This is a genomic window from Streptomyces sp. NBC_00667 (assembly GCF_036226825.1).
In the GTDB taxonomy this organism is placed as follows: Bacteria; Actinomycetota; Actinomycetes; order Streptomycetales; family Streptomycetaceae; genus Streptomyces.
In genome coordinates, this window is record NZ_CP109022.1 from 4,034,641 (window position 1) to 4,049,722 (window position 15,082).

Annotated in this window: 9 protein-coding genes; 8 read left to right on the forward strand and 1 reads right to left on the reverse strand. The window is 67.8% G+C overall.

The window, feature by feature from the left end; genetic code table 11:
* The first annotated feature begins 14 nt into the window (after positions 1–14).
* The 6 genes from rplA (at position 15) to OHA81_RS18860 (ending at position 11,186) form a co-directional block, all read left to right on the forward strand.
* Positions 15–743: a 50S ribosomal protein L1 gene (gene rplA / locus OHA81_RS18835; RefSeq protein WP_030154662.1), complete on the forward strand. Its 729-nt coding sequence runs from the start codon at positions 15–17 to the stop codon at positions 741–743.
* 169 nt (positions 744–912) lie between these two features.
* Complete coding sequence (locus tag OHA81_RS18840; RefSeq protein ID WP_329197476.1) at positions 913–1,797, forward strand: LppX_LprAFG lipoprotein; 885 nt, start codon at positions 913–915, stop codon at positions 1,795–1,797.
* Between the two features lie 276 nt (positions 1,798–2,073).
* Positions 2,074–2,604, forward strand: coding sequence for a 50S ribosomal protein L10 (gene rplJ / locus OHA81_RS18845; protein WP_214936399.1), 531 nt, complete (start codon positions 2,074–2,076; stop codon positions 2,602–2,604).
* A gap of 110 nt (positions 2,605–2,714) precedes the next feature.
* The gene (gene rplL / locus OHA81_RS18850) at positions 2,715–3,098 is read left to right on the forward strand and encodes a 50S ribosomal protein L7/L12 (RefSeq protein ID WP_329197480.1); all 384 of its coding nucleotides are present in this window, start codon (positions 2,715–2,717) and stop codon (positions 3,096–3,098) included.
* A 608-nt stretch (positions 3,099–3,706) separates the two neighbouring features.
* Entirely contained in the window at positions 3,707–7,189 is a 3,483-nt protein-coding gene (rpoB, locus tag OHA81_RS18855; protein ID WP_329197481.1) for a DNA-directed RNA polymerase subunit beta, read from the forward strand.
* Positions 7,190–7,286: 97 nt separating this feature from the next.
* Entirely contained in the window at positions 7,287–11,186 is a 3,900-nt protein-coding gene (locus tag OHA81_RS18860) for a DNA-directed RNA polymerase subunit beta' (protein ID WP_190182994.1), read from the forward strand.
* A gap of 148 nt (positions 11,187–11,334) precedes the next feature.
* On the opposite strand, the gene OHA81_RS18865 is transcribed toward OHA81_RS18860, so the two are convergent.
* On the reverse strand, positions 11,335–13,782 hold the full coding sequence (locus OHA81_RS18865) for a YfhO family protein (RefSeq protein ID WP_329202377.1): 2,448 nt from the start codon (positions 13,780–13,782) through the stop codon (positions 11,335–11,337).
* A 442-nt stretch (positions 13,783–14,224) separates the two neighbouring features.
* On the opposite strand from OHA81_RS18865, the gene rpsL reads away from it, so the two are divergent.
* Together rpsL and rpsG are read left to right on the forward strand one after the other, a co-directional pair.
* On the forward strand, positions 14,225–14,596 hold the full coding sequence (gene rpsL, locus OHA81_RS18870; RefSeq protein ID WP_007265893.1) for a 30S ribosomal protein S12: 372 nt from the start codon (positions 14,225–14,227) through the stop codon (positions 14,594–14,596).
* A gap of 2 nt (positions 14,597–14,598) precedes the next feature.
* Positions 14,599–15,069 (forward strand): 30S ribosomal protein S7, encoded by a 471-nt coding sequence (gene rpsG, locus OHA81_RS18875; protein ID WP_007265894.1) that lies wholly within the window; start codon positions 14,599–14,601, stop codon positions 15,067–15,069.
* Positions 15,070–15,082 lie beyond the last annotated feature (13 nt).

Consider the following 15,082-nt stretch of genomic DNA (forward strand, 5'->3'; position numbering starts at 1 on the left):
ACACAGGAGCAGAAGTGAAGCGCAGCAAGACTCTCCGCGCTGCGGACGCCAAGGTCGACCGGGAGAAGCTGTACGCCCCGCTCGAGGCCGTCCGTCTCGCCAAGGAGACCTCCACGACCAAGTTCGACGCCACCGTCGAGGTCGCCTTCCGCCTGGGTGTCGACCCGCGCAAGGCCGACCAGATGGTCCGCGGCACCGTGAACCTCCCGCACGGCACCGGTAAGACCGCCCGGGTCCTGGTCTTCGCGACCGGTGACCGTGCTGCGGCCGCGGAAGCCGCCGGCGCCGACATCGTCGGCGACGACGAGCTGATCAACGAGATCGCCAAGGGCAACCGCCTGAACGAGTTCGACGCCGTTGTCGCCACGCCGGACCTCATGGGCAAGGTCGGCCGCCTCGGCCGCGTGCTCGGTCCCCGTGGCCTGATGCCGAACCCGAAGACCGGCACCGTCACGATGGACGTCGCCAAGGCTGTCACCGAGATCAAGGGTGGCAAGATCGAGTTCCGCGTCGACAAGCACTCGAACCTGCACTTCATCATCGGCAAGGTCTCCTTCACCGATGAGCAGCTGGTCGAGAACTACGGCGCCGCGCTGGACGAGATCCTTCGTCTCAAGCCGTCCGCCGCCAAGGGCCGCTACGTCAAGAAGGCCGCCCTCAGCACTACGATGGGCCCCGGCATCCAGCTGGACTCCAACCGCACCCGGAACCTCCTCGTCGAGGAAGACCCGGCCGCCGTCTGAGTCCGACCGGGCCGAGCCTGACGCGCGTCACGGCTCACCGAGTGGCTGAACGGGCCCCTCGCTCCCCTCACGGGGAGCGGGGGGCCCGTTCGCGCATACCCGTTCGACCGTCGTCATGACCCACCAGTAATGTGCCTGCTGATCAGCAGAGACAGGGGTGGGGATTTCCATGAGCGTGAACGCGTACCGCAAGAAGACCGTCGTGGCCGTGGCCGCGGCCGTGCTGCTCGCCGGCGGGGCCACCGCCTGCGACGGCGGCAAGAAGGACGGCGCCGCCGCTCCCTCGAAGAGCGCTGCCGGCGCGTCCGGTGCTCCCGGCGCGCAGAAGCCGGTGCAGGTGGAGCCGGCCGCCTACCTGGAGCAGGTGAGGAAGGGCTCCGAGGAGATCACCTCGTTGCGCTACACCATGTCCGGCAGCGTGGCCGGCCAGCCGGTCTCGGGTGACGTGGCCATGCGCATGAAGCCCGAAGTGGGCATGTCGATGAAGATGGCCTCCCCGGAGGCCGAGGGCGGGACCGTCGACCTGCGCCTCATCGGCGGCGTGATGTACATCGGCAGCGAGGGCAAGTTCCTCAAGCTCGACCTCAAGAGCGCGAACCCGGACGCGGCGGCCCAGCTGGACGCCCTCGGCAAGGCCGGCCAGAGCGGCGAGAACCCGGGCGACCGGGCGGGCCAGCTCCAGGGCGCCAAGGACCTCAAGATGGTCGGCGAAGAGACCATCGACGGGCAGAAGACCACGCACCTGTCCGGAACGGTCAGCCTGGACCAGATGAAGGCCGCGGCGGCCGCGGGCTCGCCCGAGGCCAAGGAGCGCCAGGACAAGTCCGTCAAGCAGCTCGAGGCCCAGGGCGTGCAGAGCCTCGTGGTGGACATGTGGATCGACGGCACCCACCACACCAAGCAGGTGCGCACCCAGGGCCAGACCGCCAAGGGGCCTATGGACGTCACGATCAAGTTCACCGACTACAACAAGCCCGTCGAGATCGTGGCGCCCCCGGCCGACCAGGTCGTGGACCTCGCCGAGATGATGAAGGACGGCGGCGCCCAGGGCTGAGCCCCGGGGACCGGGAGGCGGGCCCGAGGGCGATTTGCCTCGGGTCGCGTGCTTCACGTACAGTTCCCCAGAAGCCAAAGACCGCTGGTCGTTGCCGTGCCCGCAAGGGTGCGGCGGCCGAAGGATCCGCTGGATGCGGACGACCCGCGTAGGTGACTGAGGAAAGTTCCCGGATTTCACGATCCGGTTGAGCTACGCCCTGGCGCCTGCGCCGGGGCGTTTTGTATGTAGCCCCTTCTGAGCGGTCCTCATCACCCGGAAGGAGGCCGACGCACTATGCCGACGCCCAACAAGGCTGCCGCGGTAGCCGAGCTCACGGACGCGTTCCAGAGCTCGAACGCCGCCGTGCTGACCGAGTACCGGGGTCTCACCGTCGCGCAGCTCAAGACGCTGCGTCGCTCTCTCGGTGAGAACGCCCAGTACGCCGTGGTGAAGAACACGCTGACCAAGATTGCGGCCAACCAGGCCGGGATCACCGCGCTGGACGAGCACTTCGCTGGTCCGACCGCGGTCGCCTTCATCACCGGTGACCCGGTGGAGTCGGCGAAGAGCCTGCGTGACTTCGCCAAGGACAACCCGAACCTCATCATCAAGGCGGGTGTCCTTGATGGTAAGGCGCTCACCGCTGATGAGATCAAGAAGCTTGCGGACCTCGAGTCCCGCGAGGTTCTGCTCAGCAAGCTGGCCGGCGCGTTCAAGGGCAAGCAGTCCCAGGCTGCCTCGCTCTTCCAGGCGCTGCCGTCGAAGTTCGTCCGCACCGCGGAAGCGCTTCGCGTCAAGCTCGCCGAGCAGGGCGGTGCCGAGTAATTCGGCTCGCGCACTGATCCACGCCGCCTAGTGCGTGGGTCGTAGCGGGCCGTTACGCCCGCCTCTATATACATCCGGCACCTGCCGAATTAGTGGAAGGATCGCCCATCATGGCGAAGCTCTCTCAGGACGACCTCCTCGCCCAGTTCGAGGAGATGACCCTCATCGAGCTCTCCGAGTTCGTGAAGGCCTTCGAGGAGAAGTTCGACGTCACCGCCGCCGCGGCCGTCGCCGTTGCCGGTCCGGCCGGCCCGGGCGCCGTTGTCGAGGCCGAGGAGGAGAAGGACGAGTTCGACGTCATCCTCACCGGTGCCGGCGACAAGAAGATCCAGGTCATCAAGGTCGTGCGCGAGCTGACCTCCCTGGGTCTCAAGGAGGCCAAGGACCTCGTGGACGGCACCCCGAAGCCGGTCCTCGAGAAGGTCAACAAGGAGGCCGCTGACAAGGCCGCCGAGGCCCTCAAGGCCGCCGGTGCCGGCGTCGAGGTCAAGTAACACCTCTGAGGCCCTCTGAGGCCTCTTCAAAGGGCGGTCACCCGTAAGGGTGGTCGCCCTTTGGCGTACCCGGAGTGCCTGATTTGCCCTGCTCTCGTTGGGGAGTAGGGTGATCTTCGTTGTCTCGGGGCCGGTCCGCCGGTGATCCGCTCGGAGCAGGGGGCCTTGACGAACGGGCGGCGGCGCGCAATTCTCAGACCGGTCGTGGGAGACCTGCCCGCACCGCTCCGGGACCCGAGGGTACGGATCGGCGATCCGAGGCATGGATCGACTACGAAGAGGGCAGTACTGATACGCGCTCTGTGTCAGAGCGCGGCAGAGTAGGACGCGGTGTTCGACGAACACGGTGTTGGTGGATCGAGTGGGGAAGGCCTGTTGCCGGTTTCCGGAAACCTGGTCTGGACATCAGTGAGCCAAGTGGCTACACTGACCCTTTGCGCTGCCTGTTAGCTGCCCCCTGCCCGTCGCCAGGGGCATGCCCACGCTCGAGCACACCTGACTGATCCGCCCTGACCTGGTCTTTTGGACCAGATTGAAAGCGTCTGTCTTCTGTGTCGGCTGGGACCGGTACGCGCGTAGTGAGTCCGAGCCCTCGGAAGGACCCCCTCTTGGCCGCCTCGCGCAACGCCTCGACCAATACGAACAACGGTGCCAGCACCGCCCCGCTGCGCATCTCCTTTGCAAAGATCAAGGAGCCCCTCGAGGTTCCGAACCTCCTGGCGCTGCAGACCGAGAGCTTTGACTGGCTGCTCGGTAACGCCGCCTGGAAGGCTCGCGTCGAGTCGGCTCTTGAGAGTGGACAGGACGTCCCCACCAAGTCCGGTCTTGAAGAGATCTTCGAGGAGATCTCGCCGATCGAGGACTTCTCCGGGTCGATGTCGCTGACTTTCCGCGACCACCGTTTCGAGCCGGCGAAGAACTCGGTCGACGAGTGCAAGGAGCGCGACTTCACGTACGCGGCGCCGCTCTTCGTTACCGCCGAGTTCACGAACAACGAGACCGGAGAGATCAAGTCTCAGACGGTCTTCATGGGCGACTTCCCGCTCATGACCAACAAGGGCACCTTCGTCATCAACGGCACCGAGCGTGTCGTCGTGTCGCAGCTCGTCCGTTCCCCCGGTGTCTACTTCGACTCCTCCATCGACAAGACGTCCGACAAGGACATCTTCTCCGCCAAGATCATCCCGTCCCGGGGTGCCTGGCTGGAGATGGAGGTCGACAAGCGCGACATGGTCGGTGTCCGCATCGACCGCAAGCGCAAGCAGTCCGTCACCGTCCTCCTCAAGGCTCTCGGCTGGACCACCGAGCAGATCCTCGAAGAGTTCGGCGAGTACGAGTCCATGCGCGCCACCCTGGAGAAGGACCACACCCAGGGCCAGGACGACGCGCTGCTCGACATCTACCGCAAGCTGCGTCCGGGCGAACCGCCGACGCGCGAGGCCGCCCAGACGCTGCTCGAGAACCTCTACTTCAACCCCAAGCGCTACGACCTCGCGAAGGTCGGCCGCTACAAGGTGAACAAGAAGCTCGGCGCCGACGAGCCGCTCGACGCCGGTGTGCTCACCACCGACGACATCATCGCGACGATCAAGTACCTCGTGAAGCTCCACGCGGGCGAGACCGAGACCACCGGTGAGTCGGGCCGTTCGATCGTCGTCGAGACCGACGACATCGACCACTTCGGCAACCGTCGTCTGCGCAACGTCGGCGAGCTCATCCAGAACCAGGTCCGTACGGGTCTGGCTCGTATGGAGCGCGTCGTGCGCGAGCGCATGACCACGCAGGACGTCGAGGCGATCACGCCGCAGACCCTGATCAACATCCGGCCGGTCGTCGCCTCCATCAAGGAGTTCTTCGGCACCAGCCAGCTGTCGCAGTTCATGGACCAGAACAACCCGCTGTCGGGCCTGACCCACAAGCGCCGCCTGTCGGCGCTGGGCCCCGGTGGTCTGTCCCGTGAGCGGGCCGGCTTCGAGGTCCGTGACGTCCACCCGTCGCACTACGGCCGCATGTGCCCGATCGAGACCCCCGAAGGCCCGAACATCGGTCTGATCGGCTCGCTCGCGTCCTACGGCCGCGTCAACGCGTTCGGTTTCGTCGAGACCCCGTACCGCAAGGTCGTCGACGGTGTCGTCACCGACGAGGTCGACTACCTGACCGCCGACGAGGAAGACCGCTTCGTCATCGCCCAGGCCAACGCCGGCCTGAACGACGAGATGCGCTTCACCGAGAACCGCGTGCTGGTCCGCCGTCGTGGCGGCGAGATCGACTACATCGCCGGCGACGACGTCGACTACATGGACGTCTCCCCGCGCCAGATGGTGTCCGTCGCTACCGCGATGATCCCCTTCCTGGAGCACGACGACGCCAACCGCGCCCTCATGGGCGCGAACATGATGCGCCAGGCCGTTCCGCTCATCAAGGCGGAGGCGCCGCTCGTCGGCACCGGCATGGAGTACCGCTGCGCCGTCGACGCCGGTGACTCGATCAAGGCGGAGAAGGACGGTGTCGTCCAGGAGGTCTCGGCCGACTACATCACCGTCGCCAACGACGACGGCACGTACACCACGTACCGCGTCGCGAAGTTCTCCCGCTCGAACCAGGGCACCTCGGTCAACCAGAAGGTCATCGTCAACGAGGGCGACCGGATCGTCGAGGCCCAGGTCCTCGCCGACGGCCCGGCCACCGAAGAGGGCGAAATGGCCCTCGGCAAGAACCTGCTCGTCGCGTTCATGCCGTGGGAAGGCCACAACTACGAGGACGCGATCATCCTGTCGCAGCGCCTCGTGCAGGACGACGTCCTCTCCTCGATCCACATCGAGGAGCACGAGGTCGACGCCCGTGACACCAAGCTGGGCCCCGAGGAGATCACCCGGGACATCCCGAACGTCTCCGAAGAGGTCCTGGCCGACCTCGACGAGCGCGGCATCATCCGCATCGGTGCGGACGTCGTCGCCGGCGACATCCTGGTCGGCAAGGTCACGCCCAAGGGTGAGACCGAGCTGACCCCGGAGGAGCGCCTGCTCCGTGCGATCTTCGGTGAGAAGGCCCGCGAGGTGCGCGACACCTCGCTCAAGGTCCCCCACGGTGAGATCGGCAAGGTCATCGGTGTCCGCGTCTTCGACCGCGAGGAGGGCGACGAGCTTCCCCCGGGCGTGAACCAGCTGGTCCGCGTCTACGTCGCCCAGAAGCGCAAGATCACCGACGGTGACAAGCTCGCCGGCCGTCACGGCAACAAGGGTGTCATCTCCAAGATCCTCCCGATCGAGGACATGCCCTTCCTCGAAGACGGCACGCCGGTCGACATCATCCTGAACCCGCTGGGTGTCCCGTCCCGAATGAACCCGGGACAGGTCCTGGAGATCCACCTCGGCTGGCTCGCCAGCCGCGGCTGGGACGTCTCCGGCCTCGCGGAGGAGTGGGCCGAGCGCCTCAAGGCGATCGGCGCCGACCGCGTCGAGCCCGGCACCAACGTCGCCACCCCGGTGTTCGACGGTGCCCGCGAGGACGAGCTGGCCGGCCTGTTCGAGCACACCATCCCGAACCGCGACGGTGACCGCCTGGTCCTGCCGTCCGGCAAGGCGCGTCTGTTCGACGGCCGCTCCGGTGAGCCGTTCCCGGACCCGATCTCGGTCGGGTACATGTACATCCTCAAGCTGCACCACCTGGTCGACGACAAGCTCCACGCCCGGTCGACCGGTCCGTACTCGATGATCACGCAGCAGCCGCTGGGTGGTAAGGCGCAGTTCGGTGGCCAGCGCTTCGGTGAGATGGAGGTGTGGGCGCTCGAGGCTTATGGCGCCGCTTACGCCCTCCAGGAGCTGCTGACCATCAAGTCCGACGACGTCACCGGCCGCGTGAAGGTCTACGAGGCCATCGTCAAGGGCGAGAACATCCCCGAGCCGGGCATTCCCGAGTCCTTCAAGGTGCTCATCAAGGAAATGCAGTCGCTCTGCCTCAACGTGGAGGTGCTGTCCTCGGACGGCATGTCCATCGAGATGCGCGACACCGACGAGGACGTCTTCCGCGCGGCGGAGGAGCTCGGTATCGACCTGTCCCGGCGTGAGCCGAGCAGCGTCGAAGAGGTCTGACGGGCCTGACGGGGGGCTCGCTCAAGAGCCCCCCGTCATCCCCGGGACCGTTCAGACCATGATTGAGACTCGACCCCGAAAGAGGGATTGACGCACAGTGCTCGACGTCAACTTCTTCGACGAGCTGCGGATCGGCCTTGCCACCGCGGACGACATCCGAACCTGGTCGCACGGCGAGGTCAAGAAGCCGGAGACCATCAACTACCGCACCCTCAAGCCCGAGAAGGACGGACTCTTCTGCGAGAAGATCTTCGGTCCTACCCGGGACTGGGAGTGCTACTGCGGCAAGTACAAGCGTGTCCGCTTCAAGGGCATCATCTGTGAGCGCTGTGGCGTCGAGGTCACGCGCGCCAAGGTGCGTCGTGAGCGGATGGGCCACATCGAGCTCGCCGCTCCCGTCACCCACATCTGGTACTTCAAGGGCGTCCCGTCGCGCCTGGGCTACCTGCTGGACCTCGCGCCGAAGGACCTCGAAAAGGTCATCTACTTCGCCGCGTACATGATCACGTTCGTGGACGACGAGCGCCGCACCCGCGACCTCCCGTCGCTGGAGGCCCACGTCTCCGTCGAGCGCCAGCAGATCGAGAACCGCCGTGACGCGGACCTCGAAGGCCGTGCCAAGAAGCTCGAGACCGACCTGGCCGAGCTCGAGGCCGAGGGCGCGAAGGCCGACGTGCGCCGCAAGGTGCGCGAAGGTGCCGAGCGCGAGATGAAGCAGCTGCGCGACCGTGCGCAGCGCGAGATCGACCGTCTGGACGAGGTCTGGTCCCGCTTCAAGAACCTCAAGGTCCAGGACCTCGAAGGCGACGAGCTGCTCTACCGCGAGCTGCGCGACCGCTTCGGTACCTACTTCGACGGTTCGATGGGTGCCGCGGCGCTGCAGAAGCGCCTGGAGTCCTTCGACCTGGAGGAGGAGGCCGAGCGCCTCCGCGAGATCATCCGTACCGGCAAGGGCCAGAAGAAGACCCGTGCGCTCAAGCGCCTCAAGGTCGTCTCCGCGTTCCTGCAGACCAGCAACAGCCCCAAGGGCATGGTGCTGGACTGCGTGCCGGTGATCCCGCCGGACCTGCGTCCGATGGTGCAGCTGGACGGTGGCCGCTTCGCGACCTCCGACCTGAACGACCTGTACCGCCGCGTGATCAACCGCAACAACCGTCTGAAGCGCCTGCTCGACCTCGGTGCCCCCGAGATCATCGTGAACAACGAGAAGCGGATGCTCCAGGAGGCGGTCGACGCCCTCTTCGACAACGGCCGTCGTGGTCGCCCGGTCACGGGCCCCGGCAACCGTCCGCTGAAGTCCCTGAGCGACATGCTCAAGGGCAAGCAGGGCCGTTTCCGTCAGAACCTCCTCGGCAAGCGCGTGGACTACTCCGCGCGTTCCGTGATCGTCGTCGGTCCGCAGCTCAAGCTGCACCAGTGCGGTCTGCCGAAGGCCATGGCGCTGGAGCTCTTCAAGCCGTTCGTGATGAAGCGCCTGGTCGACCTGAACCACGCGCAGAACATCAAGTCGGCGAAGCGCATGGTCGAGCGCGGCCGCACGGTCGTCTACGACGTGCTCGAAGAGGTCATCGCCGAGCACCCGGTGCTGCTGAACCGTGCGCCCACGCTGCACCGTCTCGGCATCCAGGCCTTCGAGCCCCAGCTGGTCGAAGGCAAGGCCATCCAGATCCACCCGCTCGTCTGCACCGCGTTCAACGCGGACTTCGACGGTGACCAGATGGCCGTGCACCTGCCGCTCTCCGCGGAGGCGCAGGCCGAGGCCCGCATCCTGATGCTGTCCTCGAACAACATCCTCAAGCCGGCCGACGGCCGTCCGGTCACGATGCCGACCCAGGACATGGTCCTCGGTCTGTTCTTCCTGACCACCGACGGTGAGCTGCGTGACACCAAGGGCGAGGGCCGCGCGTTCGGCTCCACGGCCGAGGCGATCATGGCGTTCGACGCCGGTGAGCTCGCTCTGCAGTCGCAGGTCGACATCCGCTTCCCGGTGGGCACCATCCCGCCGCGCGGCTGGGTGGCGCCGGTGGCCGAAGAGGGCGAGCAGGAGTTCCAGCCGGGCGACAGCTTCCGTCTCAAGACCACCCTGGGCCGCGCGCTCTTCAACGAGCTGCTGCCCGAGGACTACCCGTTCGTCGACTACTCGGTGGGCAAGAAGCAGCTCTCCGAGATCGTCAACGACCTGGCGGAGCGCTACCCCAAGGTGATCGTGGCGGCGACGCTCGACAACCTCAAGGCGGCCGGTTTCCACTGGGCGACCCGTTCGGGCGTCACCGTGGCCATCTCCGACGTCGTCGTGCCCGAGGCCAAGAAGGCCATCGTCGCGGGCTACGAGGCGATGGACGAGAAGGTCCAGAAGCAGTACGAGCGCGGTCTGATCACCAAGGACGAGCGCACGCAGGAGCTCATCGCGATCTGGACCAAGGCGACCAACGAGGTTGCCGAGGCGATGAACGCGAACTTCCCCAAGACGAACCCCATCTTCATGATGGTTGACTCGGGTGCCCGAGGAAACATGATGCAGATGCGACAGATCGCCGGTATGCGTGGTCTGGTGTCGAACGCGAAGAACGAGACCATCCCGCGTCCGATCAAGGCGTCCTTCCGTGAGGGCCTCACCGTTCTGGAGTACTTCATCTCCACGCACGGTGCCCGTAAGGGTCTGGCGGACACCGCCCTGCGTACCGCCGACTCGGGTTACCTCACCCGTCGTCTGGTGGACGTCTCGCAGGACGTCATCATCCGCGAGGAGGACTGCGGCACCGAGCGCGGCCTCAAGCTCAAGATCGGTGTCAAGGACGAGGCCGGCGTTCTGCGCAAGGCCGACGACGTCGAGACCTCCGTGTACGCCCGCATGCTGGCCGAGGACGTCGTCATCGACGGCAAGGTCATCGCGCCGGCGAACGTGGACCTCGGTGACGTGCTCATCGACGCCCTCATCGCGAACGGCGTCGAGGAGGTCAAGACCCGCTCCGTCCTGACCTGCGAGTCCGCGGTCGGCACCTGTGCCTTCTGCTACGGCCGCTCGCTGGCCACCGGCAAGCTGGTCGACATCGGTGAGGCGGTCGGCATCATCGCCGCCCAGTCCATCGGTGAGCCCGGTACCCAGCTGACGATGCGTACCTTCCACACCGGTGGTGTGGCCGGTGACGACATCACGCAGGGTCTGCCGCGTGTCGTCGAGCTCTTCGAGGCCCGTACCCCGAAGGGTGTCGCCCCGATCTCCGAGGCCGCCGGCCGCGTGCGGATCGAGGAGACCGAGAAGACGAAGAAGATCGTCATCACGCCCGACGACGGCAGCGAGGAGACGGCCTTCCCGATCTCCAAGCGCGCCAAGGTCATCGTGCACGAGGGCGACCACGTCGAGGTGGGCCAGAAGCTCACCATGGGTGCCACCAACCCGCACGACGTGCTGCGCATCCTCGGTCAGCGTGCCGTCCAGGTCCACCTGGTCGGCGAAGTCCAGAAGGTCTACAACTCGCAGGGCGTGTCGATCCACGACAAGCACATCGAGATCATCATCCGGCAGATGCTGCGCCGCGTGACGATCATCGAGTCCGGCGACGCGGAGCTCCTGCCGGGCGAGCTGGTCGAGCGGTCGAAGTTCGAGACCGAGAACCGTCGTGTGGTCACCGAGGGCGGTCACCCCGCCTCCGGCCGTCCGCAGCTGATGGGTATCACCAAGGCCTCGCTCGCGACCGAGTCGTGGCTGTCGGCGGCGTCCTTCCAGGAGACGACCAGGGTCCTGACGGACGCGGCGATCAACGCCAAGTCCGACTCCCTGATCGGCCTCAAGGAGAACGTCATCATCGGTAAGCTCATCCCGGCCGGTACGGGTCTGTCCCGCTACCGCAACATCCGGGTCGAGCCGACCGAGGAGGCCAAGGCCGCGATGTACTCGGCCGTCGGCTACGACGACATCGACTACTCGCCCTTCGGCACCGGCTCCGGCCAGGCCGTCCCGCTGGAGGACTACGACTACGGCCCGTACAACGGCTGACAGCTCGTATGAAGAAGCCCCCCGCCGCTCCGAGAGGAGCGGCGGGGGGCTTCTTCGTGTCCGGGGGGACGGGCCGGAGGGCCGGGCGCCGGGGGCGCGGGGTCTCCGGCCCCTCGGGCACGGGGTCTCCGGCCCCCGGGGGCGGCCCTCAGGCGCGGCGGCGGGAGGCGACCGTGACCGAGATCAGGGCCAGGAGGGCGAGGGTGGCGGCGGCGAGGCCCGGGGTGAGGCCGCGCGGGGTGAAGGTGCAGGAGACCTTGGTGGCGCCGGCGGGCACGGAGAGGGCGACCAGGCCGTGGAAGGCGGTGGTGGGGGCGGAGCACTGCCAGCCGGGGACGGCCGTCATCGCGAAGACGGCGGTGCCGGTGGCGCCCGTCGGGAGGGTGGCTTCGATGGTGTGCCCGTCCGCGGTGACCTTCGTGGCGCCGGTGGTGGTGAGGTGGCGTACCGCCGCGTCGAGCCCGGCCCGGTCCAGGCAGCCGATGGGGTGGGAGCCGGCCGTGGCGTTCGCGGTGCGGGTGGCCACGGAGACGTCGAGCCGCCCGGAGGCGGGGACCGTGCCGATCGGCACGACCCCGCTCATGCGGTCCTGGAGGGGGCGGGAGAGCGTGCCCCGGGAGAGGGTGCCGTAGAGCTCGGGGGAGTACCAGTACGCCTCGGAGCCGGGCGTGCACTGGGCCGCGTACGTCTGGGCGGTGGCGGTGCCGCCCCGGGTGACCTGCGGGACCTGGTAGACGGTGGCGCCCAGGACGTTCTCCTGGCGGGCCCAGACGCTGTCGGCCGGGTTGGGGGAGGCGTAGGGGCCGCTGCGGACCGTCACCAGGGGCGGGGCCGGGAACGTCGAGGCGGTCCAGCTGTTCTCCGCGGCGCCCGGCCGCACCCGCGCCCCGATCGAGAAGATCGCGTCGAGGACCGGGTTGTCGGCGCCGAAGAAGGTCCGGCCGTCGTTCTTGAAGCCGTATCCGAGGGGCTCCAGCGCCTGGTACGTGACCTCGGGGAGGTAGCTGCTGTAGTACTGCGGACCCTCCGCACGCAGGGCCAGGGCGTCGTTGTACGAGGTCTGCGGCGCGCCCGAGTCGGTCCGGTACGCGGGCCAGCCGTCGACGCCCCGGACGGCGTCGAAGTGGCGGCTGATCGACTCGTTCGAGGTGGGGGCCGGGGCCGCCCAGCGTTCGCGGGCCCGCCGGGTGTCCGCGTTGAGCGCGGCGGCGGTGGATTCCGCGAAGACGACGCCGACCATCAGGACGGCCGCGACCGGGACGAGGAAGCGGCGCCCGCGGCCGAGGGAGAGCAGGACCAGCGCGAGCAGTGACAGGCCCCCGCCACCGAGCACGGCCGGCCACGTCCAGCCGCCGAAGTCGTCGGTGTGGCGGAGCACGAAGGTGGCCAGCACCAGCAGGGCGGCCGACAGCGCGAGGTGCAGCGGGCGCGGGCGGTGGGCGAGCGACAGCCAGGCGGCGATCACCACCATGCCGCTGAAAACGAAGGCCTCGCGGTACGGGTTGCCGTTGGGGACGGCCAGGCCGTGCCACACGTACTGGGTCGGCGGGAACTGGAACGAGGCGAGGACCAGCAGCGTCGCCGCGGCCCACACCAGGCGGGTCCTCACCGCGATCGCGGTGTTGAACAGGAACGCGCCCGCCAGGATCAGCCCCAGCGAGGCCACGTACAGCCGCGGCCGGCCGCCCCACAGGTGCGTGGCGGGGAGCATCCCGGACAGCAGGATCTCGATCCGGACCGGTTCGAAGGAGCCGGCCCGGGTGGGCTGCGCGGAGCCGCTGGACAGGAAGGACGGCAGCAGCAGGGGCAGGGTGAGGAGGATGCCGGTCACGGTGGCCGTGCCGGCCCGCCACACGGCGCGCAGCCGCTCGGGGCCCGACATCTCGCGGGTGGCCAGCCGGACGGCCAGGAGCACGCAGGCGGCCATCGTGGCCATCATCGCGGTGTAGAAGTTCCCGAACCAGGCGAGCGCGACGAACAGCGCGACGCCGGGCCAGCGCCGCTGTTCCAGGCACCACTCGACGGCGATGCCGAGCAGCGGCAGCGCGACCAGCCCCCACAGCCACATCGGGATGTACGAGGCGTCGCTCAGCGCCCATCCGCACAGCCCGTACGTCGCCCCCAGCACCCCGCGCTGCCACCAGGGGCCGGGGTGCAGCTTGCCGAGGTACACCGTCATCACGGCGGCCGCGGCGCCCATGGTCAGCGGCGTGACCGCGAAGACGGCGAGGTCGACGTGGGCCCGGGGTACGAGGACGGCGAGCCAGGAGAACGGGTTGCCGAGGTAGGTGTAGTAGTCGGACAGGAACTGCTGGCCGAAGCCGCCGCGCCAGCTGAACAGCAGGTCGCCCGCGGCCTGCCCGTGCACCAGGTCCCACAGCGCGCGGTGGAAGGGCACGTACTGGTTGGCCTGGTCGTTGAGGGCGCGGCCGGTGTTCCCGAAGGGGAAGCTGCCGCGGGCCACCCAGGCCGCGCAGAACGCGCCGGAGGTGAGGAGGAAGGCGAGCAGCGGGCCGCGGAGGCGGCCGAGGCGGCGCCGGGTGGCCGTGGGCCGCCGCCGGGCGGGAGCCTCCTGCGTGGTGGGCTCCGAGGCCACGGTTCCCAATGCGCTGCTCCCTGCTGATCGACTTCGCCGGGTGGCGGTTTGTCCGGCTCGTCAGTCTAGGGCGGTGCGGGGAGCGCGCGGTCACGTACCACACGCGTGCGGGTTCCGCACGTCCGAGCCGGTGGGGGAGGGCGGTGGGGGCCCGGATCCGTTGCCGCGTCTGGCCTGCGGGTCTGTGGGGAGGGTGGCCCGGCCGGGGCCGCCGGGCCTTTGTTTTGACCGGAGTGGATGGGATGGGTACGCTCAGACCTTGTGCCTGGGGTGTGCCTGGGCTCCCGTGCGTGTCCATCAACCGCATAAGAGCCGATCAGCCACCGCGATCCACGTGTTCTTCGTTTGCGCGGAGCTCCACCGGATCCGACACACCCGACCGCGTGGGTCGGCAACGTTCCAGGTTAGCTTCACTACACGGCACACAGAAACCGGAGAAGTAGTGCCTACGATCCAGCAGCTGGTCCGTAAGGGCCGGCAGGACAAGGTCGAGAAGACAAAGACCCCCGCGCTCGAGGCTTCGCCCCAGCGTCGCGGCGTCTGCACGCGTGTGTTCACGACCACCCCGAAGAAGCCGAACTCGGCGCTCCGTAAGGTCGCGCGTGTGCGTCTGACCTCCGGCATCGAGGTCACCGCTTACATTCCGGGTGAGGGACACAACCTGCAGGAGCACTCGATCGTGCTCGTGCGTGGTGGCCGTGTGAAGGACCTGCCGGGTGTTCGTTACAAGATCATCCGCGGTGCGCTTGACACCCAGGCTGTCAAGAACCGCAAGCAGGCCCGCAGCCGCTACGGCGCCAAGAAGGAGAAGTAAGAATGCCTCGTAAGGGCCCCGCCCCGAAGCGCCCGGTCATCATCGACCCGGTCTACGCATCTCCTCTGGTGACCTCGCTCATCAACAAGATCCTCCTGAACGGCAAGCGCTCCACCGCCGAGCGCATCGTTTACGGCGCCATGGAAGGCCTCCGCGAGAAGACCGGCAACGACCCGGTCATCACGCTGAAGCGCGCGCTGGAGAACGTCAAGCCGTCCCTCGAGGTCAAGTCCCGCCGTGTCGGTGGCGCGACCTACCAGGTTCCGGTCGAGGTCAAGCCGGGTCGCCAGTCGACCCTCGCGCTGCGCTGGCTCGTGGGTTACTCCCGCGCCCGCCGCGAGAAGACCATGACCGAGCGCCTCATGAACGAGCTGCTCGACGCCTCCAACGGTCTTGGCGCTGCCGTCAAGAAGCGCGAGGACACGCACAAGATGGCCGAGTCCAACAAGGCCTTCGCGCACTACCGCTGGTAGTCCCACCCCACAT